General features: G+C 27.9%; 11 protein-coding genes. 9 read left to right on the top strand and 2 right to left on the bottom strand.

Annotation, left to right across the window (positions count from 1 at the left end):
• The first annotated feature begins 18 nt into the window (after window positions 1-18).
• From IC219_RS05305 to IC219_RS05285, 5 genes are all read left to right on the top strand, one after another.
• A complete protein-coding gene (locus tag IC219_RS05305) occupies window positions 19-8,313 on the top strand; it encodes a neuraminidase-like domain-containing protein (RefSeq protein ID WP_227830753.1) in 8,295 nt (2,764 codons plus the stop codon).
• Window positions 8,314-8,382: 69 nt separating this feature from the next.
• Window positions 8,383-9,960, top strand: a complete 1,578-nt coding sequence (locus tag IC219_RS05300) for a cysteine desulfurase family protein (RefSeq protein WP_227830752.1) — start codon at window positions 8,383-8,385, stop codon at window positions 9,958-9,960.
• Window positions 9,961-9,981: 21 nt separating this feature from the next.
• The gene (locus IC219_RS05295; RefSeq protein WP_227830751.1) at window positions 9,982-11,835 is read left to right on the top strand and encodes a hypothetical protein; all 1,854 of its coding nucleotides are present in this window, start codon (window positions 9,982-9,984) and stop codon (window positions 11,833-11,835) included.
• 909 nt (window positions 11,836-12,744) lie between these two features.
• Window positions 12,745-13,680, top strand: a complete 936-nt coding sequence (locus IC219_RS05290) for an ROK family protein (RefSeq protein WP_227432579.1) — start codon at window positions 12,745-12,747, stop codon at window positions 13,678-13,680.
• A 34-nt stretch (window positions 13,681-13,714) separates the two neighbouring features.
• On the top strand, window positions 13,715-15,088 hold the full coding sequence (locus tag IC219_RS05285) for an MFS transporter (protein ID WP_227432580.1): 1,374 nt from the start codon (window positions 13,715-13,717) through the stop codon (window positions 15,086-15,088).
• 182 nt (window positions 15,089-15,270) lie between these two features.
• Here IC219_RS05285 and IC219_RS05280 read toward each other — a convergent pair whose 3' ends face one another.
• A complete protein-coding gene (locus IC219_RS05280; protein ID WP_227432581.1) occupies window positions 15,271-16,038 on the bottom strand; it encodes a helix-turn-helix domain-containing protein in 768 nt (255 codons plus the stop codon).
• Window positions 16,039-16,067: 29 nt separating this feature from the next.
• Window positions 16,068-17,177: a sn-glycerol-3-phosphate ABC transporter ATP-binding protein UgpC gene (locus IC219_RS05275; protein WP_227432582.1), complete on the bottom strand. Its 1,110-nt coding sequence runs from the start codon at window positions 17,175-17,177 to the stop codon at window positions 16,068-16,070.
• 338 nt (window positions 17,178-17,515) lie between these two features.
• Here IC219_RS05275 and prmA point away from each other — a divergent pair, with 338 nt between their 5' ends.
• Genes prmA through IC219_RS05255 form a run of 4 tightly spaced genes read left to right on the top strand, consistent with a single transcriptional unit; the run spans window position 17,516 to window position 20,934 of the window.
• Window positions 17,516-18,463 carry a 50S ribosomal protein L11 methyltransferase gene (gene prmA / locus IC219_RS05270; RefSeq protein ID WP_227432583.1) on the top strand — a complete coding sequence of 316 codons (948 nt, stop codon included), beginning with the start codon at window positions 17,516-17,518 and terminating at the stop codon, window positions 18,461-18,463.
• Between the two features lie 18 nt (window positions 18,464-18,481).
• Window positions 18,482-19,237: an RsmE family RNA methyltransferase gene (locus tag IC219_RS05265; protein WP_227432584.1), complete on the top strand. Its 756-nt coding sequence runs from the start codon at window positions 18,482-18,484 to the stop codon at window positions 19,235-19,237.
• 4 nt (window positions 19,238-19,241) lie between these two features.
• Window positions 19,242-20,540, top strand: a complete 1,299-nt coding sequence (gene mtaB / locus IC219_RS05260; RefSeq protein WP_227824174.1) for a tRNA (N(6)-L-threonylcarbamoyladenosine(37)-C(2))-methylthiotransferase MtaB — start codon at window positions 19,242-19,244, stop codon at window positions 20,538-20,540.
• A gap of 43 nt (window positions 20,541-20,583) precedes the next feature.
• The gene (locus IC219_RS05255) at window positions 20,584-20,934 is read left to right on the top strand and encodes a histidine triad nucleotide-binding protein (RefSeq protein ID WP_227432586.1); all 351 of its coding nucleotides are present in this window, start codon (window positions 20,584-20,586) and stop codon (window positions 20,932-20,934) included.
• The last annotated feature ends 152 nt before the right edge of the window (window positions 20,935-21,086 follow it).

The raw sequence follows: 21,086 nt of genomic DNA, 5'->3' as shown, positions 1-21,086 counted from the left end.
TTTAGAAAGGAGAATACTATGGATAAGGACAAGCTGACACAAAAAGAGCAACTCAATGTTTTTTATGGTAATAATCCAGATTTTGAATTATCGGATATTGAGTTACATAAAAAAGAAACTTTAGATAAATTAAATTTAGATGGAGTTAATAAAGAAGTGTTTTTAAAAAACCTTATGATACAAAAAAGATTACATCAATTGCATGCGTCAGAAGGTATACATTCAAAGTTGATTGAAAATGATTTAATATCAGCTCAACAAATTGCAAGTATGGAAGAAGAGTATTTTGTTAATACATATTCAACTAAACTAGAAATAAGCAAAGAAACTGCTAGGAAAATTTATAAAAATGCAATATCAATACAGAATAAAGTAATGAATCTCTTAGTAAATATAAAAACAACAGTTGCATCTCCATATTTTAGAAATCTCAAAGTAAATACAATAGGTGATGATACAATTAGATATTTTGAAAAATTACCTAGTTACCAAGAGATGTTCGGAAATTTAGATTTTTGTGATTGTGAAGATTGTAAATCAATATTTGGACCTGCTGCGTATTTCGTAGATTTAATGAGAATAATAGATAAATATATAACTAAACCAAATGAGCATACTATTGATAAAGACCTGAGTTTAAATTATAGAAGGCCTGATTTACAAGAGATACCTCTTACATGTGAAAATGCAAATAATCTTGTTCCATATCTAAAAATAGTAAATGAACGTTTGTATGATTGTATTAAAACTTTATTTAATACAAAAGACACAAGTATATTTGAGGTTCTTGCTACAAAAACTGTGTATCCATTTAATCTCCCATTTAATTTAAACTTGGAGCAGATAAGAGTATATCTAAATCAAGAAAATTTAAATTTGAGTGACATATATGAAACTTGGGATATAGAACAAAACGAAGTTGAGAGAGAAAGGTTAGGTATTTCATTAAAACAGTATAATATTTTAACACAGAGTTTTAAAGATGATAATCAATTAGCAAACTATTATGGTATGAGTGATAAAGCTAAATTAGCAGAATTAAATAATACACAAACATTACTAAAAGTAACACAATTAAAATATAATCAACTTGAAGAATTACTAATGCAAAATGTTTCACAGAACGAAAAAGATAATAATATAGCACATAATTTTTATATAAATCAAGGTCTTTTAGACAAAAAATATTTGTATATTGATGACAATAAGGAAAATAAAAATAATAATCTATCAAATTCAATTAAAAACATCAATAATGATGTTCTCGATAGATTAAATAGATTTATAAGACTAAGTAAAGTAACTTCTTTAAATTTTATGGATTTAGACTGGATGATAAACTCAATTCATTATTATGATAAAAATATAGAAATATCAAAAAAAACTATTACAGATATATCCCGTTTATTAAAATTATCGAGCGATATGGAACTTGATGTAATAGATTTATGTGCACTTATTGCTCCAATAAAAACATATGGAGAAGGCAATGACTTATTAAAGTCAAAAGTACCTTTTGATGTCATATATAATAATTGTAAAACTAAAAAAACTGAGTCTACATATCATCCTAAAAACAATAAACTAAACCCTCTATATATAGACAATTTAAAACTTTGGAATCCTGCTAAAATTGATGAAAATAATATTAAAATTTCAAGATGGCTTTCCAGTAGCTTAATTATGTCAATTGAAGATTTAAATTTTTTAGCTATCACAATTTTTAAAGAAAATGCAAACATAGATTTAAATGCAGATATAGAATTAACTGTAGATAATTTATCAGCTTTATATAGACACTCATTACTTGCAAGAAAATTTAAAATGAAAATTGAAACCTATATAATATTGCTTAAGCTATGCCACTTAGATACTAAAAAGGTTTTTTCTATTGATGATATTTATTGCATTAAAAATGTTGTAAGTTTTATAGAAAATTCTAAAATCAACGTATACAACTTTAACTATTTTATAAATGGAGAAGAAAGTCAGTATGTAAAGCAAATATTCAAAGAAGATAGTATTGATAATTGGTTAAAGTCATTATGTATGAGCATAAAAAAAGATTCAAGTTTAGATATAGAAAATGAAATTATAGAAATGATGTCTGCTTATCTAGGTACAGAAAAAGAGTTATTAAAATATTTAGTGATTGTGTTTAAAAAGTCAATTGTTTTACCTGAGGGTATAAAATATTGGACAGAAGCATTTATAAACTATTCTAACCCTGAGAAATATAAGTTTTATGTTATAGAGGTATTAAGATGTTGTTCAAGATGGATTAACTTAGTAACTAAGATAGCACCAGATTATAAGCTTGTTGAAAGTATTATTAAGTATCCGAACTATTATGGTTTCCAAAATGATTTTAAGTTGTATTCTATAGATAATATTATGAATTTTTATTTGATTAATGAGTATTTATATACTTTTGATGATGTAGATTATGACATGCTTAATTTTATTGAATCAAGCGCAAAAAAAGAAACAAATAGTACAAAATATCTGTCAATAGCAACTAATTGGAATAAATCTCAAATAGATGAGTTAATATCGAAGCAATTTTCAAAAGAACAAAATTTAGTGATTTTGATAAAAAAACTAAAAAGCTGTTTTGACATAGTTAATAAATTAAAGTCTGATAATGCATTTATAGACAATATTCTTACATTATCAGGTTTGGATGAAGAAAAAAATTGGACTAAATATGTTGACATTTCGAATATGGCAGTACAAAAAGTAAAAGGGACATACAGTATAGAAGAATGGAAATCGATAAATACAAAATTACAAGCAATTATAGAAGGTTCTAAACGAGATATTTTGCTTAGTATCACTTTGTATACTCTCAATAAAAAGTTTGTAGATATTAAAACATCAAATGATGTCTATAAGTATTTATTAATTGATGTAGAAATGGATGATTCTACGCAGATTTCTTATATAGTAGAAGCATTAAATGCTACTCAACTTTATCTTCAAAGATGTAGATTAAAAATGGAAAAAGGAGTAGAGTCACTAAATATACCTGAATCTTGGTGGTCCTGGATTATGAATTATAGAATGTGGGAAGCGAATAGAAAAATTTTTGTGTATCCAGAAAATTATTTATTACCATCAATAAGACATACAAAGTCAGAAATATTTAATAAGTTAGAAAGTGCATTATCTCAATCTGAAATAACAGATGCATATATAGAGACAATTTATAATGATTATATAGAAGAATTTTCAAATATATCAAAATTGACTATAGCAAGTTCATATCGTTGTACATATAAAGATTCAATGCGTGGAGATGTTTGTACCTTATTTTTATTTGGACGAACAAGTCAACAACCATATATATATTATTATTGTTATCAAGAAGAGGGGATGCCTTGGACTGAATGGAAAAAAATAGATTTAGCTATAAATTCACACTATATAACTCCAGTATTTGCATTTAACAAACTATTCATATTCTGGGTGGAATTAAAAGAAAATCAAAGTACATCCATAGATGTGGTGGGCTCAGTAAGTAAATCTAATAATAGCAAAACATTTAAAATGGATATGTACTATTCGTTTTTAAATATTCAACAGAAGTGGGTAAATCCTCAAAATATATTATCAGAAGATTTGGTATATTACACTGATTACTCTGACAAGGATTCAATAAAAAATCAACTGCCTTTTAAAAATATTTTTGAAATGGATAGTATTTCTTGGCTTAAAGTAAATGCATTTTCCGTTAATGCATCTAATTTTAAAGCGTTTGATAAAAAATCCAAGGATTTTGAGCGTATAAATATACTTTATGGACCATTTGCAAATCAATCTGGAAAGGTAATTGAAATAAAGCAAATCAATGATGATGGTACAAATAAGTATTGTTTTGAATCCAAGTTAAGTGAAATAGGGGAAAGTTTTAATAGATTGGTTTTAGCAAATAATACGGGTTACTTACCTATTCAACATCAATATTCATTTAATATGAATATGAACAATGAACCACTATTATTAAAAAATGAATTTTTATTGGTTGATAGATACTCACAAAATAAATATCAAATACCTTATAAACCTATTATAGATAAATTTAATAATAAGCTTGGGATTATTTATTCTCAAAGTGTAATTTATGATAATTATCTATCCGATATGAAAGACTTATCGCATCAAATAGAGGAAAGCTTTGTTGAGTCAGATTCTTTTACATCAGATACAATTGAATTTAGTTTATCAAGTAAGATTTTTAATGATTTAAAAACAAGTAAGATAATTGATGATAATGGTAAGATATTAAAATCAAATCTCAGTACATTAGATTTGGAAATAGTGCTTATAAATAGGATTGTATCAAAAGAAATTAGTCCTAATCAACTTTTAGATATACAAAAAGTATTGTTTAGCCATGTTGGTGGTTTAAATATATTTAATAATATAAATCAAAAGGATATTTCTGTTATGCCTATATATAACCAAGTTGGTTCTTTTGTATTTGACAATGTAGATGAAACATTTATGATTTCTCCAGAGGATAAAATTTCAGTTCCAAGGTTTAGCATGTTATCAGATGGGCTAATAATTACAAGACCACCAGCAAGTGTAAGTTCTTTTTTATCACTTGGTCTTAACTATGATAAATCAATAAAATGTATAAAACTTTTGAAAAATTATGGGTTATTGGATGAAAATAATATAGTTAAAGTTTCGAATATAGATTACAACATAATAGAAATAATATTGAGTAATGCTCAGTTGGATGACACAACAAAAAAATCTATCTATAGGATGTTGATGAATTTTCCAATAGTAAATAAATATAGTTTTGTAAATAAGGATATTAGTAAGAGTGTATCAGAAACTATTTACAATACTTTTGAGTATTATAAAATTATAGATTCACATGGTAGAGCAGATGGAAATAATTTAACATATCCAGATGTTAAGTTGATTCTAAAAAATCAAATAGAGAAAGGTATTATTAAGGTAAATCAGATTTATGATATTTATGAAAAACTAGTTCATTCACCTGTACCAGTAACACTTAAATATGAAAATTTATATGAAGATAAGAATATGTCAGACCTATCTAAATATAAATTTAATATAACTAGACTGTCAACAGGTGCAACAAAAATATTACAAAAACGTATATTTATAGGTGGAATTGATATGCTTCTTAGTACTAATTCTCAAAATATACCAGTTGTTCCTGTTTTACCTTTTGATAGATTTGAACCAAATAAAGATTATATAAACTATCCAAGTGCAATTGATGGTGTACAGGTAGATTTTGATGGGCTTTATGGTGAATACTATTGGGAACTTTTTTATCATGCACCGATGTTATTAGCTCATAATCTGAGAAATAATCAAAATTATGCTCAAGCGCAAAGATGGTATCAATATGTATTTAATCCAACAAATCCAGAAACAAAAATAGTTAAAGATACTTTTTCAAAAGAAACTGAGCATATAATAACTGATAAAATGTCTGAAGATGTACTGTCAGTTTTAAATACTAAAAAAATAGGTAATCCAGCATATCCTATTATTGATGCTAATGGAAGAGTAAACCCAGAATTTAAATTAAATACAGAACTTAGTTTTTTAACAGAATGCAGTTTAAATAATGAAATGATAATCATGGTAAGAAATATATTGATGAATAAGCTTTTAGCTACACCATCAAGTTGTTATTGGAATTTCCAACTATTTCGTACTCATGTTTTAGATGAATTTATAGATACTTTAGATGACAGTAATCCTGCAATGAAAGTTTATAATAATGACCCATTTAACCCACATGCTATTGCTAGACTAAGAATGGGAGCATATGAAAAGTACACTGTGATTCAATATATAGAAAATATAATAGAGTGGGCTGATAAACAATTTATGCAAGATACATGGGAATCTATAACTTCTGCAACGATGCTTTATATATTAGCATCAAGCTTATTGGGAGAAAGACCAGTTAATTTAGGTAGACATGACAAAAAAAATGTAGAAACATTTAAGTCTATACAGACAAAATATAAAGATTGTCCAGGTGGTATACCTCAATTTCTGATAGACCTTGAAAATCATATATCTAATATAAATTCAGATATACAAGTTGATTTAGGGTTTAATAATATAGATGTTTATTTTGGAATACCAGAAAATGAGGAACTTATAAAACTTTGGGATATAGTGGATGATAGATTAAATAAGATTAGACATTCAATGAATATTAAAGGTGAAAAGAGATTATTGGAGTTATATCAACCACCAATTTCACCAGAATTACTTTCTAGGGTTGCAAGTTCAATCAATAATGTAAATTCATTAGCAGAATCACTAGATATAGAACTTTCTAATTATCGTTTTTCATTTCTAATTGAAAAAGCAAAGGAATTTGCAGGGCATATATGTCAACTTGGAACAAGTTTATTAAATACAATTGAAAAAAACGATGCAGAAAGTATGGCAGTGCTTCATTCAATACAAGAAAACAATATTTTAAATATGGTTACAGTAACAAAAGAGAAGCAAATAGAAGAGCTAAATGAAACTATTAAGTCAATGGATCAATCCCTTAAGAGTGCAGAACATAAGAAAACATATTATGAGAATTCAATAAAAGATGGACTTTCAGAAGAAGAACAAACAAATTTAGATGCAATGGGAGTAGCCTTATTTTTCCAAGTTTATGCAAATATATTTAAAACATCTTCAAGCATTGGATATGCAGTTCCACAAGTAGGTTCTCCTTTTGCCATGACGTATGGAGGACAGCAGTTAGGAGCTGTATTAGAAGGAATGGCAGGTGCAGCAGAAATAGGGGCATCTATCTCAAATTATGAAGCACAACGTTCTTTAACAATGGCTGGATATAATAGAAGAGAAGAAGATTGGACACTTAACAAAGAATTAGCTAATTATGAAATTGAGAATATTAAGAAACAGATTGAGACTCTTAAAATAAAAGTCCAGAGCGCAAAACAAGAGCTTGAAATACATAAGAAAACAATTTTACAGGGTAATGAAGTTTATAATATTCTAAAAAATAAATTTAATAATGTAGATTTATATTCTTGGATGGTAGGTAGAATAAGTTTAATATATTGGCAAATGTACCAAATAGGATTAAATATGGCTCATGTAGCTGAGAAAGCTTATCAACTTGAATTTGGTTGCGATGATAAATTTATAAATTTTAACAATTGGGATAGTATGAGAAAGGGACTCTTGGCAGGTGAAGGACTTCAATTAGCATTAAGTCAGATGGAGGCATCCTATTATAATAAAAATAAGAGGGGTCTAGAAGTAGAAAAAACTATATCTTTGGCAATGATTAGTCCTGAAGCATTATTAAATCTCAAATCATTTGGAAAATGTAGTTTTGAATTGACTGAAAAAATGTTTGATTATGATTTCCCTGGACATTATTTACGAAAAATTAAGAGTATATCTATATCTGTGCCAGCAGTGGTTGGTCCATTTCAAAATATTAAAGCTACATTAGTTCAGAAAAACAATAGTGTTGTTACAAAACCTTTATTGGAAGTTGTAACTTACCTGTTGGGTAATAAAATTGGAAATAAACCAAAAGAAGGTATTAGAGAAAATTGGTTGCCTAATCAAAAAATTGCCATATCAAAAGGTATTGATGATAGTGGAATGTTCTTGCTTAATTTTAATGATGAGAGATACTTACCATTTGAAGGTACAGGAGTTGTTTCTAGCTGGGAACTTGAGATGTTAAAAGAAACGAATAGGTTTAATTTTGATAGTATATCAGATGTAATAATAAATGTAAAATATACAGCTCTTGAGGATTCAAATTTAAAAGAAAAGGTTATAGAATTGTTATCTAAAAGTTATCCATATGTAGGTGGACTTTATTTTCCTTTACAACAGATATTTTCTACAGAATGGAATATGTTTATAAATGAATGTGATAATCAAGAACTACAGAGTTTTAATTTTGACATTTCATTATCCCAACTTAGTTTCTTTAGAGAAGTTAATGTTAAAGCTATATATATGAAGTTAGATATATTAAAAGATATTGTTTTACCAATAAAATCAGACTTCATAACAATTGAAAATTTAGGTATGAAAGAGACTGTAATAAATTTAAATAAAGATATTGGAATGGTAAATAATATCAATTTAAATATGAATGATATTAAAGGCAAATGGAGTATAAAGATAGATTTAGAAAAAATGAAAAAAGATAAGGATTTAAAGAAGCTTCTTAAAGAAAATAATCATATTGATGGTAAGAAATTATATGGAATAGAAATGGTTTTGGACTATGAAAGTAAAATTTTTTAAGTTGATTAAATTGGTAAATCTAGTCAGTATTATGTTTTTTAAATCATATTAGAAAGAAGGCAAATACAAATGGATATTATTAAAAATATACAAAGCTATTGTGTAGAATTTAGAAATTTATTTGGGTTAAAAGATAATATATCAAGTCAGGTTTTATTAAGTATTGCAAAAGATAGTACATATGCACATAATCTGCATACATGTAGAAATGTTCAAAGTTTTCTTGAATATCTTATAAAGAATCCAGCTTTAGATTATACAGATGAAGAAGTTGAAAAAGAATTTTTAGATAGCACATTATTTTCTAAACTTGATAACATAATTAAAGAATCTAAAATAAGTTTTGTATATGAAGATAATAAAAAAGATTATGAAGATAAGTATGGTTCTTATATAGAGGAAGAAAAGAAAAAAAATCCTGAAGCTAAATCATGTAAACCATGTGCTGAAATTAAAGCAAATGATTTTAGAGAAGTGTACTTAGATTCAAATGGAACAACTTATATTCGTGATGAGATAGTTAAATTACTTAAAGATTATTATGATGGGGTTTATGGCTATGCTAATCCAAGTAGTTCAACAGTACAAGGACATTATACTTTCGATATTATAAATAGTTCCAGAAAGACAATAGCAGACTGTTTAATGGTTGATACAGAGGAAATATATCTTACAGGCTCAGGTTCTGAATCAAATAATTTGGCTATAAAAGGGATAGCGTTTAAGTATTTGGATAAAAAAGGTCATATTATAACCACTAAGATTGAGCATCCATCAGTACTTAGAACTATGGGATATCTTGAAACACTTGGATTTTTGGTAACCTATATAGATGTAGATAAATTGGGAAGGATATCACCAGAAGATATAAAAAATTCTATAAAGGAAAATACAATACTTGTATCAGTAATGGCTGCAAATAATGAAATAGGTACAATAAATCCTATTAAGGAGATAGGAGATATATGTAGAGGTTATAATATACCTTTCATGGTGGATGCAATACAAGCTTTTGGTAAAATACTTTTAAAACCTAAGGAGTGGGGAATTTCACTTCTTACATTTTCAGGACATAAAATATATGCTCCAAAAGGCATTGGTGGAATATATGTAGAAAATGGATTAAGCTTAGTTCCAATAATACATGGTGGAGGACAAGAATATGGACTTAGAGCTGGTACAGAAAATGTAGGTCATATAATGGCTTTAGGAATGGCAACTAAACTTGCTTACAATGAAATGAATGATGAATCAAATAGACTTTTAGAATTACGAAAGTTTTTCTTAGAAGAGATTGAAAAAATTGAACCAGATTATATTGTGAATGGGTCTCTTGAAAATCGACTTCCAAATAATTTAAATATAGGCTTTCCGCTTCTTGATAGTCATGCGATTATAAGAAGTTTAAATAATATAGGTATAAGTGTTTCTCCTGGGTCTGCATGCAGTTCAAAAAGGATAAAAACTTCTCATGTACTTGAAGCAATAGGAGCAAACACAAAACACTATGCTTCAATACGTTTTAGTTTTGGTCTTAATACAAGTAAAGAAGACTTAGAGTATCTATTTAAATATCTTAAACAAATTATTTATATATTAAAATCGAACAACGAAGAAGTGGCAAGAGAAATATTATTAGAAAATTAAAATAATGAGGAGTGTTTTACTATGGGCTATGATTATAATGAATGTAAAAGACGTTTGGAGCAAAAAAAGTTAAAGGCTTGTTTAGAAATGCATTGTATGGATTTTTCTACTTCAAAGGCATATCATGATTCATGTGGAGACCAAGGAATATATCAAGCAGTACATGTGGTAATGTGTAGGAATAGTAAGACAGGAGAAACACTTCCATCTTCTACAGAACATTTAATTGATGACTGTATAGCTAAACGTATGGAGAATAAAGACTGGAATTTAGAAGATTGTTGTTGCTGCTGTTCATGCTTTGCAGATGGTACTTTCATTGCAATACCAGATGGAGAAGTAGAAGTACAAAATATTAAAAATGGTGATGAGGTATTGGGAGGTTCTATAAAAAAGGCTGGAGAAAAAATAAATCTTGCATGGGAGCCTGTAAAAGTACAATTTAGTACAGGGACAGAAAGTGGAGAACAACTATCAATGGTATACATTGTATATCGTTCTTTAGATGAAGAAAGTTCAGATGAGTTAGAAAAGAAAATAAAAAATGGTAAGAGCGAATTAATCGTAACTGCAGACCACGTATTTTTACTTGCTAATGGAAAATTTACTGTGGCAGGTAAATTGAAACCTGGAGACATGTTAATTGACAAAGATGGAAATGAAGTACCTGTTTTAACTGCAAGTTTAGGTCATTATACTGGTGGAGTTCATCATATAACAACTGATATTAATTTTGAGGGAAGTGCTGACAAACATTTAGTTATTGCAGGTGGAGTAGTTTGTGGGGATTATACACTTCAACTTCACTTTGAAGATTTAGAGGATAATCTAAAAGTGGAAAACTACAATGAATTACCTATTATAGGAAGTGAAGAACATATGAAAGCATGTAAACATCTTGTGAAAGAAAGAGGTGTGTTACTTTTCCATAAAGAGGACAACACAGAGGTGGCCATTAATAAAAAATTCTCACCATATAAATTTGGATATAAAGGAACTATAACATCTGCACATACCCTATTTACAAGAGAACAAGCAAATGATATATTCCAAAATGGCACACAATTTCCAATACATATGACATTGGGCTTAAATGCAATCCAATATTTAATAAAACTATTTAAAGGATTTTATCCAGATATAAATATACATTTAGAATGGGATAGAATAGAACCAAATGTATATGCATTTGAAGAATATGGAGTAAAGACTGTCCTAGTATCTGGTGGATTAGTTAGAATGGAAAACTTAGATGTTGAGGGTCTTGCTATGGCAATTGGTCATGGGATAGGTCGCTTCTATGGAGGAGTACCACAAAATAGTGATAAAATGTCAGGGACAGGACCATCAGATTATTATTCGTTTGGTGTTGTAAGTAGAAAAATATGGTTTGGTGACCAATGGATGACTTTAACTCTTAGAGGATATGAGCAATTGGGAGATTTATGTAGATTAATATCAGATGAAAATGCTACAGGAAATGAATATAATGTTTGTGAAGAACCATCTATAAAATGTAGATTGAGCGCAATGGCTTCTGGTATACAAGGGGGAAGTTTACCAGTTTGTGCAGGTGGTGTAGAAAAGCCAAAATTAAAACTTGAAGCAGTTGATAATAATAATGATGGAATTTCTCTTACTTTTAATATGACACTTGATAAGGTATTAGCAGAAGATGAATTGAACTACTTGATAGATCCAGTAGTTCAAGTAGAAGATATTATAGTAGATTCTAAAAGAGATTTTATAGTGAATATAAAGGCTAAATTTGAATCTGGAAAAGAGTATACTATAAGTGTTAAAAATCTAAAATCTATATATAAGACTGACTTAGATTCAAAATATTCTTCTATTGTTTATATATGTAAAGAGTAAATTGTATAAATATTAATTACATTAACATGCTATAAGATAGACAAAAAATAAAACTGAATATAAATAATTTTCTGAAAAAATGCTTGTCCCTACATATCTAATATGCTATAATATAATCAAATAAGAGAAAGGGGTGATTCCAGTGGGAACGGATGTGGCACAGCCAAATGATGAAGAAAACTCAATTATAATCTATGAAATAAAGTTAGATGTTTTTAGTGCTATATTAAGTACTGGAAAAACTCAAAAGCTGGGATAATTATTGGAATTGCCTAGACTTAAAATTTTGGTAGTAAAATAGTCATATTGTATAGCCAAAGCATCTAAGTTTTAAAGTTATTTGTAAGAATTAAAACTTTTACAAATTGCATATTTGCTTATAATTTAGTTAGAAAAATTTATGTAAAAAATTGCTTTTGATATGTGCATATGTAAAGAAATATGTATGTATGGTTAGGTAATAGGCTAGATATGTATGTAAAGAAATATGTATTTAGTCAAATATATGTATATGTAAAGAAATATATATATTATGTGTATAAGATTTTTAGTATAGATTGGTGAATAATAAAAGCAACTTATTATGTTATGGAAAACTAATTTATGTTTGTAAAAAATATATTTAAGATTTGGTTGATATATAGTTGCAAAAATATTGTTTAGTACGAAAAAATAAGTCGAGATAAAAGTTTAAAATAATTGATTTAAATATAGTTTGTTTTGACATCTAATAAATTGAAATAATTTATAAAAATAGACATCTTCTCATAGTGAAAATATACTATGGGAAGGTGTTTTTGTTTTGTATTAAAGATATTATTAAAGATTTGCATGGTTTTACATTTTAATATAATATAGACATGATAATATAGATATATTAATAAAATTTAAAAGAGAAAGGTGAGAAAGATGTATTATATAGGTGTAGACATTGGAGGAACAGGCATACAAGCAGGTGTGGTTGATAATCAAGGAAAGATACTTTTTAGAACAGAATGTAAAACTGTGGTTGAAAAGGGATTTGAAGGAATACTAGATGATATAAAAATAATGATTGATAAATTGTTAGAAGAAAACAATCTAAAGATGAAAGAGATAAAGTCTATTGGATTTGGAGTACCTGGGTTTATAAATAAAAAAGGTTTAGTAACTTGTGTAAACTTAAAATGGGATGGAGAAAGTTTTGAGAATGAACTAAAAAGAAGGTTTCCAAATGTTGAAATTCATGGAGAAAATGATGCAACAGTAGCAGCACTTGGAGAATCAAAGTTTGGAAGTATGAAAGGTGCAGATGTTGGAGTTTTATATACTTTAGGAACTGGAGTAGGTGGAGGAATAGTAATTAATCAAAAAGTTTTTTCTGGAGCCCATGGATTAGGCTCAGAAATAGGGCATCAAGTAATAGGAGAAAACTATTTTGATTGCAATTGTGGAAATAATGGTTGTGTGGAAACTTTTTGCTCAGCAACTGCCATTATAAAATATTCTCAAAAACTTATACAAGAAGGTAGAAAAAGTATGATTTTAGATTTAGCAGAAGGAGATTTAAAAAAAATAAATGCAAAGATGGTGTTTGATGCATATAGAGAAAATGACACAGTTGCAATTGAAGTAATAACTAGATTTAAAACTTATTTAGCAAAAACATTTGCAAATACAATAAATACATTAGACCCAGAAGTGATATCAATTGGTGGAGGAGTTTCTAAAGCAAGTGATATAATACTTGATGGGATTGAAGAATTGGTAAGAAAGTTTGTTTTATACAAAAAAGAAGATATAGCAAAAATTGTATGTGCAACCCTAGGTTCAGATGCAGGAATTATAGGAGCAGCTTTTTTATAAGATAAATGAATCAAAAATATTGGGGGCATGATATATGAGTAAGATAAATGCTAAAAGAACTCTTTTTTTAGTGGCTATAGGCTCAGGAACTATGCTGAATCCTCTTAATTCATCTATGATTTCACTTGCATTACATAGTATACAAAACGATTTTAATATTAGTTTTACAACTGTGTCTTGGATGGTTTCAGCCTTTTATTTAGCTAGTGCTATTGCACAGCCAGTTTCAGGAAAGATTGGAGATTTAATAGGTAGAAAAGTTTTATTTTTAAGTGGTTTAATACTCGTAAGTTTTTCAGCATTTATGGTACCATTTACTCAATCATTCTTTATATTGATTTTTATAAGAGTAATTCAAGCTATTGGAACAAGTACATTGTATCCATCTGGAGTTGCTCTTATACAAAATAATATAAAGGAAAGACAATCTTCTGCATTAGCAGTTTTAACTATTTTCGCTTCAACTACAGCAGGGTTAGGTCCAACTTTAGGCGGAGTATTGCTTGATTTAGGTGGATGGCATGCTATATTTCTTGTAAATATACCAATTGTTATGGTTGCCATTTGTCTAGGATATTTTTTATTTCCAAAAGAAATAAAAGAGAAAAAAAGTATAAAAGAGACTTTTAAGAATGTTTTATCAAGATTAGATGTTGTTGGTATAGTTTTATTTTCAATTGCAATGATTTTTATATTACTATTCTTATTATCAGTTAAGGAGTCTTTTAATTTAGAGCAATTTGTATTAGGATTAATTTTGATGTGCATTTTTATTTGGCATGAACTGAGAACGAGATTACCCTTTATAGATATTAAACTTTTTATGAGTAATCCTAAGTTATCAAAGGTATATTTACAGTTTATTATATTAAACTTCTTCAATTATATCTTATTTTTTGGTCTTCCAAGTTATTTTCAAGATGCACTACATTACAGTGCTAGGTCAACTGGTCTATTTATGTTGTTCATGTCTGGTATAGGAATTTTCATATCTCCATTGACTGGAAAATGGATAGACAAATCTGGAACTAGAGTACCTCTTATAGTGTCATCAATTTTTATGTTGATTAGTGCAATACTTCTTTCATTAATCTTTATTCAAATACCAGTAATAGGTAAGGGGATAATTTTATCATTAGCAGGTGTTAGTTATGGAGTTGGTAATGTAGCATTACAATCTTCAATGTTTAAAGAAAGTCCTCCTGAGAGCATAGGTACAGCCTCTGGTCTATTTCAAACTAGTCGTTATTTAGGTTCAATTTTTGCTACTGTACTACTTGGAATGGTGTTTGAAGCAACTATAACATCAAGTCAATTTAAAATTTTAGGATATGTTATGGTGATTTTAGGTACAATAAGTTTTTTGCTAAACTTTGTTTTTACAAAACAATTAAAGCAAGCGAAATAATGTATTAAAGAAATAATAGATTCAATAAGATTAAAGATATTATTTATAAAAAAGGATATCTTATCAAATATTTACAAGTTTAAAGGAGAGAATATTTGATAAATAACATTTGATAAAGTATATAGTATTTTAACTTAAAATCAAGCAGAAATGTGAGTTAGCATTTCTGCTTGATTTAGCAATTAATTTTTTTTATATAGAAAATAAGATTTTACACTTAGATAAAAAATCATTGAATTTTCAAAGTTTTTTAAATCAAGGTTGAGTATTTCATTAATTTTTTCCAACCTATATACCAGTGTATTTCTATGTAAAAACATATCACTAGATGTTTTAGAGATGTTTAAGTCATTATTTATAAATTTTATTCCTGTAGATAGAAGTTCTTCATCAATAGATTTTATCTTATTGAAGTCTATCAGTCTATTAAGTACATCGTCTTTGTTAATTAAGTCTAAAGTTTTATACCTAATAAGGTCAAATAAATTTAAAAATTTATCCTTAGCATTATCTTTTACAATATAAGATAGTAAATTAGAGCATAACTGCAATCTAAAATTAAAATCAGATTTGTTATCTAACTCACCAAGATAGAAAATATAAGTACTTTGATAAGTTTCAGTTTCAATTATATTTTGTGTAGTTACATTAATGTCTAAGTTATACTTAGAGTTTACTACAAAAAAACTACTATGTTGAATTGTATTTATATCATCATATAAGTTATAAAAAATACCTTTTAGATACTCAAAATCTATATGTGGCTGATAAATTAAATAAAAGTGACCATTTAGATTATCTAAGTTATTTTCATCTAAAAAATCAATAACATAAACAGTATCATTAAAAGTAACTAAATGACTATTGGCATCTAAACTTTGATTTTTATAAGGGTAAATATTTATTTTTTTATTGAGTTGTTTTTCAAAAAAACTTTTCAAGTCTTCCATAAAGTCTCCTTAGAAATAAGATTATACTATTATCTTATAGCTAAGTCAGTTTCTTTGTCAAATAAGTGTACTCTATTATTATCAACTGAAAGAGTTAAATTATCACCAACATCAACTCTATTTTTGCTGTCAAATCGAATTGTTATTGTATTTACATCTAATTTTAAATGAGCATAGGTCTCTGCCCCCATAAGCTCTTTTATTTCAACTGTTGATTTAAAGCAAGTATCTTGATTAGATTTAACAAAATTATCTCCTATATGTATATCTTCTGGTCTAATACCCATAATAACTTCTTTTTCAATATAGTTGTCCTTTATTAAATCATAGTGTTTTTCTCTATTTAATTTTATCTTAATGTATTCGTTTTTAGCATATATTTCTTCATTCTCTTCTATTAATGTAACATTAATAAAGTTCATCTGTGGAGCTCCAATAAATCCTGCAACAAACACATTAGCTGGATAGTCGTATACATCTTGTGGAGTTGCAATCTGTTGTACCACTCCGTCTTTCATTACTACTATTCTGTCAGCCATAGTCATAGCTTCAACTTGGTCATGTGTTACATAGATGAATGTAGTTCCAAGCTGTTGATGTAACTTAGTTATTTCTGTTCTCATGGCAGTTCTAAGTTTTGCGTCCAAGTTAGATAAAGGTTCATCCATTAAGAATACCTTAGGATTTCTAACTATTGCACGTCCTAGAGCAACTCTTTGTCTTTGTCCACCAGATAATGTTTTAGGTTTTTTATCTAAAAGAGGGACTAAATCCAATATTTTAGCGGCTTCTTTAACTTTTTTATCTATTTCATCTTTTGGCATTTTTCTAAGTTTAAGTGCAAATGCCATGTTTTCATAAACAGATAAGTGAGGATATAAAGCATAATTTTGAAAAACCATTGCTATGTCTCTATCTTTTGGTTCTATATCATTGACAAGTTTATCTCCTATATATAATTCTCCAGAAGATATTTCTTCAAGACCAGCAATCATTCTAAGTGTTGTCGATTTACCACAACCAGATGGTCCCACTAAAACTATAAATTCCTTATCTTTAATATCTATATTTATATTTTTTACTGCATTAAATCCATTAGAATAAAGTTTTGATATATCTTTTAATATTACTTCTGACATTGTAATTCTCCTTAATAATTTAAAATTTAATTATATAATATCAGATGATTTTATTGTAGGAAACATATAAAATAACCAAAAATTTTTGTTTAAAATGTATATCTTGCTAATTTGTATATAATAAATATAATGTGAACTATTTAAAATGTATTAAGGGAAAAGCATAATCAAATAAAGTGCTAAAAATAAGTTAGACAATTTATTATAAATTAAGTAAATTAACTATAATGTAGATATAAACTAATAAAAAATTTATAAAACAAAAAAGTATGATATTTGTGATATAATAAAAGTTATGGAAAAATAGGAAAATTAATATAGAAAAGAGAGGTAAACTTATGAATAATTGGATAGAAGTAACTATAAAAACAACAACAGAGGCAGTTGAGCCAATAACAAATATACTATATGAACAAGGTGCTGGAGGGGCTGTAATAGAAGACCCAAAAGATTTCTTATTTCAAAAGAAAAATGAATTAGATTGGGATTATGTAGAAGAAGAAGTATTTAAAAAGAATGAAGAAGATGGTGTACTGATAAAGACTTATGTGTCAGAAGAAAAAAATGTGATGGAATTTGTCGAAATAATAAAGCAAAAAGTTTTAGGACTAAGAGATTTTGGTATAGATATAGGTGAAGGAAGTGTGTCATTAGACCAAGTAAATGAAGCTGATTGGGCAAATGCATGGAAAGCATACTATAAACCAACAAAAGTAGGTCAAAAGGTAGTAGTAAAACCTACATGGGAAGATTACGATATGCAAGAAGGGGATTTGATAATAGAGCTTGACCCTGGTATGGCTTTTGGTACAGGAACACATGAGACTACTAGTATGTGTATTAGAGAATTAGAGAAATATGTAAATAAAGATTCTAAAGTATTTGATATTGGTTGTGGTAGCGGAATTCTTGCAATAGCAGCAGCTAAATTAGGGGCAAAAGAGGTTGTAGCTGTAGATTTAGACGAAGTTGCAGTGAAAGTTGCAAAAGAAAATGTGCTTGAAAATAAAGTTGAAGAGAATGTATCTGTAATGCATGGGAATTTAACAGATGTAATAAAAGATAAAGCTGATGTTGTAGTTGCAAATATAATCGCTGATATAATAAAAATACTTGCAAAAGATGTACAAAATTTTATGAAAGAAGATGCTATATTTATATCTTCAGGTATAATTTTGGACAAAGTAGAGGAAGTTAAAGAAAGCTTAATCGAAAATGGATTTGAAATAGTTGAGGTTCAAAAACTAGGTGAATGGTCAGCGATAGTTTCTAAACTTAAAAAGTAAAAGGCTGGGTGGAATATAATGGATAGATTCTTTGTTGAAAAAAATAATATAAATTTACAAGACAAAGCCTGCATTATAGAAGGTGAAGATGTAAAACATATTTCAAAAGTTTTAAGGTGTAAACTAGGAGAAAAACTTGAGATATGTGATAAAGATAATAATGAGTATATTTGCGAGATAACAAATATAGAAAAAAATATGGTTAATTTAAAAATTTTAGAAGAAGTTGATATAAATAGAGAATCTAAACTTAAGGTAAAATTATATCAAGGTCTTCCAAAAGCTCCAAAGATGGAGATGATACTTCAAAAACTAACTGAAGTTGGTGTAGATGAAATAATATTAGTTCAAACTAAGAGAAGTGTTGCTAAAGTTGATGATAAAAAAGAAGATAAAAAATTTGAACGTTGGGAAAGAATAATTTATGAAGCCGCAAAGCAAAGTAAAAGAGGTAAAATTCCAAATTTAAGAGGTGTTTTAAGTTTTAAAGAAGCTTTAGAAGATATGAAAAAAAATGATGTAAATATTTGTCCTTATGAGAACGAAAGAACTGTCTCAATAAAACAGGCACTTAAAAATTGTGATTCTAATATAGATAGAGTTGGAATTTTTGTAGGTCCAGAGGGTGGTTTTGCTGAGGAAGAAATAGAGCAAGTTCAAAAAGATAATTGCAGTACTGTATCATTAGGACCTAGAATATTGAGAACTGAGACAGCTTCTGTTGTAGCATCAACAATAGCTTTGTATGAGCTGAGTGATTTAGGAGGAGAATAATAAATTGAAAAAAGTAGCTTTTTATACACTTGGGTGTAAAGTCAATCAATACGAAACTGAAGCTATGCTAGAACTATTTGAAAAAGATGGATATGAACAAGTTAATAGTGAAGAATATGCAGACGTTTATGTTATAAATACATGTACCGTAACTCATATGAGTGATAGAAAATCTCGTCAATATATAAGACGAGTTAAAAAGAAAAATCCAGATGCAATAATAGCCGTTGTGGGATGTTATTCACAAGTATCGCCAGAAGAAATTTTGGATATAGAAGAAGTAAACCTAGTCATGGGTACAAATGATAGAAGGAAGATTGTTGAAGAGATTAGAAGGATAGATGCAAGTAAAAAAGTTAGCACAGTTGATGATATAATGAAGGTAAAAGCATTTGAAGAAATAGAAATTAGTCAAACTAATGGAAAGACTAGAGCATTTATGAAAATTCAAGATGGATGCGACAGATTTTGTACCTACTGTATCATTCCTTATGCCCGAGGACGTGTTAGAAGTAGGGATATTGATAGTATAGTTGATGAAGTGAAAAAATTGGCTAAAAATGGCTATAAAGAGGTGGTATTAACAGGAATACATGTAGCCTCTTATGGAAAAGATTTAAAAGATAAGGATATTAAACTTCTTGATGTAATAAAACAAATAAATGAAATAGATGCAATAGAAAGAATTAGACTTAGCTCTGTTGAACCGATTTTGTTTACTGATGAATTTGTGAATGAAGTTTTAAAGATGGAGAAGGTTTGTCCTCATTATCATCTATCTCTTCAAAGTGGATGTGATGAAACTCTAAAAAGAATGAATAGAAGATATACAACTGAAGAGTATAAGACTATTGTGGATAGATTAAGAGATAAAATACCAAATGTAGCAATAACTACAGATGTAATAGTAGGTTTTCCAGGAGAAACTAATGAGGAATTTAAACAAACATACAATTTCTTAAAAGATATAGAGCTTTCACAAATGCATATTTTTAAATATTCGCCAAGAAAAGGAACTCCAGCTGCAACTATGGAAAATCAAATTGACCCTCAAATGAAACACTTTAGAAGTGAACAACTTTTAAATTTAAGTAAAGAAAACTTTAGTAAATTTGCAACTAAATTTATTGGTAGTGAATTAGAAGTCTTATTTGAACAAAATATAGAGGGCAATAAGTTTGAAGGACTGACTTCAAATTATATAAGAGTTGTTGTTGAAAGTGACAAAAACATACAAGGTCAGATATTAAAAGTAAAAATAAATGATGTAAAAAATGAATATGTAGAAGGAATTTTGCTATAACATGTAGAAATTATAATATTTATAAGATAGGAGGTGGAAGGAAATGGATTGTATATTTTGTAAAATAGCGAACGGAGAAATACCTTCAACTAAAGTTTATGAAGATGAAAGAGTATTGGCATTTAATGATTTGAACCCAGTTGCTCCATATCATATATTAGTTGTACCTAAAAAACATTATGATAGTGTAATTGATATTCCTGATATAGAAATGGATATTGTGTCACATATTCATGTTGTTATTAATAAAATAGCTAAAGAGAAAGGTTTTGACCAAACTGGATTCAGAATCATAAATAATTGTGGAAGCGATGGAGGGCAAGAAGTTAAGCATTTGCACTATCATATTTTAGCAGGTAAAAAGCTTCCTAATTACGAAGCAGAACAAAACTAAACTAAATTATTGAAAAATTGAGTTCCTTCTTGATAAAAATACTTGATAAAAGTAAAAATTTAGTTTATAATAAACAAAGTGTTAGGTTGTAATGCATATTATGCAAAAAGAACATAGTTACAGTCCCAGCATAATTGCGCTATTGGAGGGAG

The organism is Clostridioides sp. ES-W-0018-02, assembly GCF_020658175.1.
In the GTDB taxonomy this organism is placed as follows: Bacteria; Bacillota; Clostridia; order Peptostreptococcales; family Peptostreptococcaceae; genus Clostridioides.
This window is presented reverse-complemented; position numbering and strand designations above follow the sequence as displayed.

Excerpts from the sequence above, each read along its gene's own strand:
- IC219_RS05255 (WP_227432586.1), top strand. The coding sequence starts at position 20,584 with ATGGATTGTATATTTTGTAAAATAGCGAACGGAGAAATACCTTCAACT.
- IC219_RS05290 (WP_227432579.1), top strand. The coding sequence starts at position 12,745 with ATGTATTATATAGGTGTAGACATTGGAGGAACAGGCATACAAGCAGGT.
- IC219_RS05285 (WP_227432580.1), top strand. The coding sequence starts at position 13,715 with ATGAGTAAGATAAATGCTAAAAGAACTCTTTTTTTAGTGGCTATAGGC.
- prmA (WP_227432583.1), top strand. The coding sequence starts at position 17,516 with ATGAATAATTGGATAGAAGTAACTATAAAAACAACAACAGAGGCAGTT.
- IC219_RS05280 (WP_227432581.1), bottom strand. The coding sequence starts at position 16,038 with ATGGAAGACTTGAAAAGTTTTTTTGAAAAACAACTCAATAAAAAAATA.
- IC219_RS05305 (WP_227830753.1), top strand. The coding sequence starts at position 19 with ATGGATAAGGACAAGCTGACACAAAAAGAGCAACTCAATGTTTTTTAT.
- IC219_RS05275 (WP_227432582.1), bottom strand. The coding sequence starts at position 17,177 with ATGTCAGAAGTAATATTAAAAGATATATCAAAACTTTATTCTAATGGA.
- IC219_RS05265 (WP_227432584.1), top strand. The coding sequence starts at position 18,482 with ATGGATAGATTCTTTGTTGAAAAAAATAATATAAATTTACAAGACAAA.
- IC219_RS05295 (WP_227830751.1), top strand. The coding sequence starts at position 9,982 with ATGGGCTATGATTATAATGAATGTAAAAGACGTTTGGAGCAAAAAAAG.
- IC219_RS05300 (WP_227830752.1), top strand. The coding sequence starts at position 8,383 with ATGGATATTATTAAAAATATACAAAGCTATTGTGTAGAATTTAGAAAT.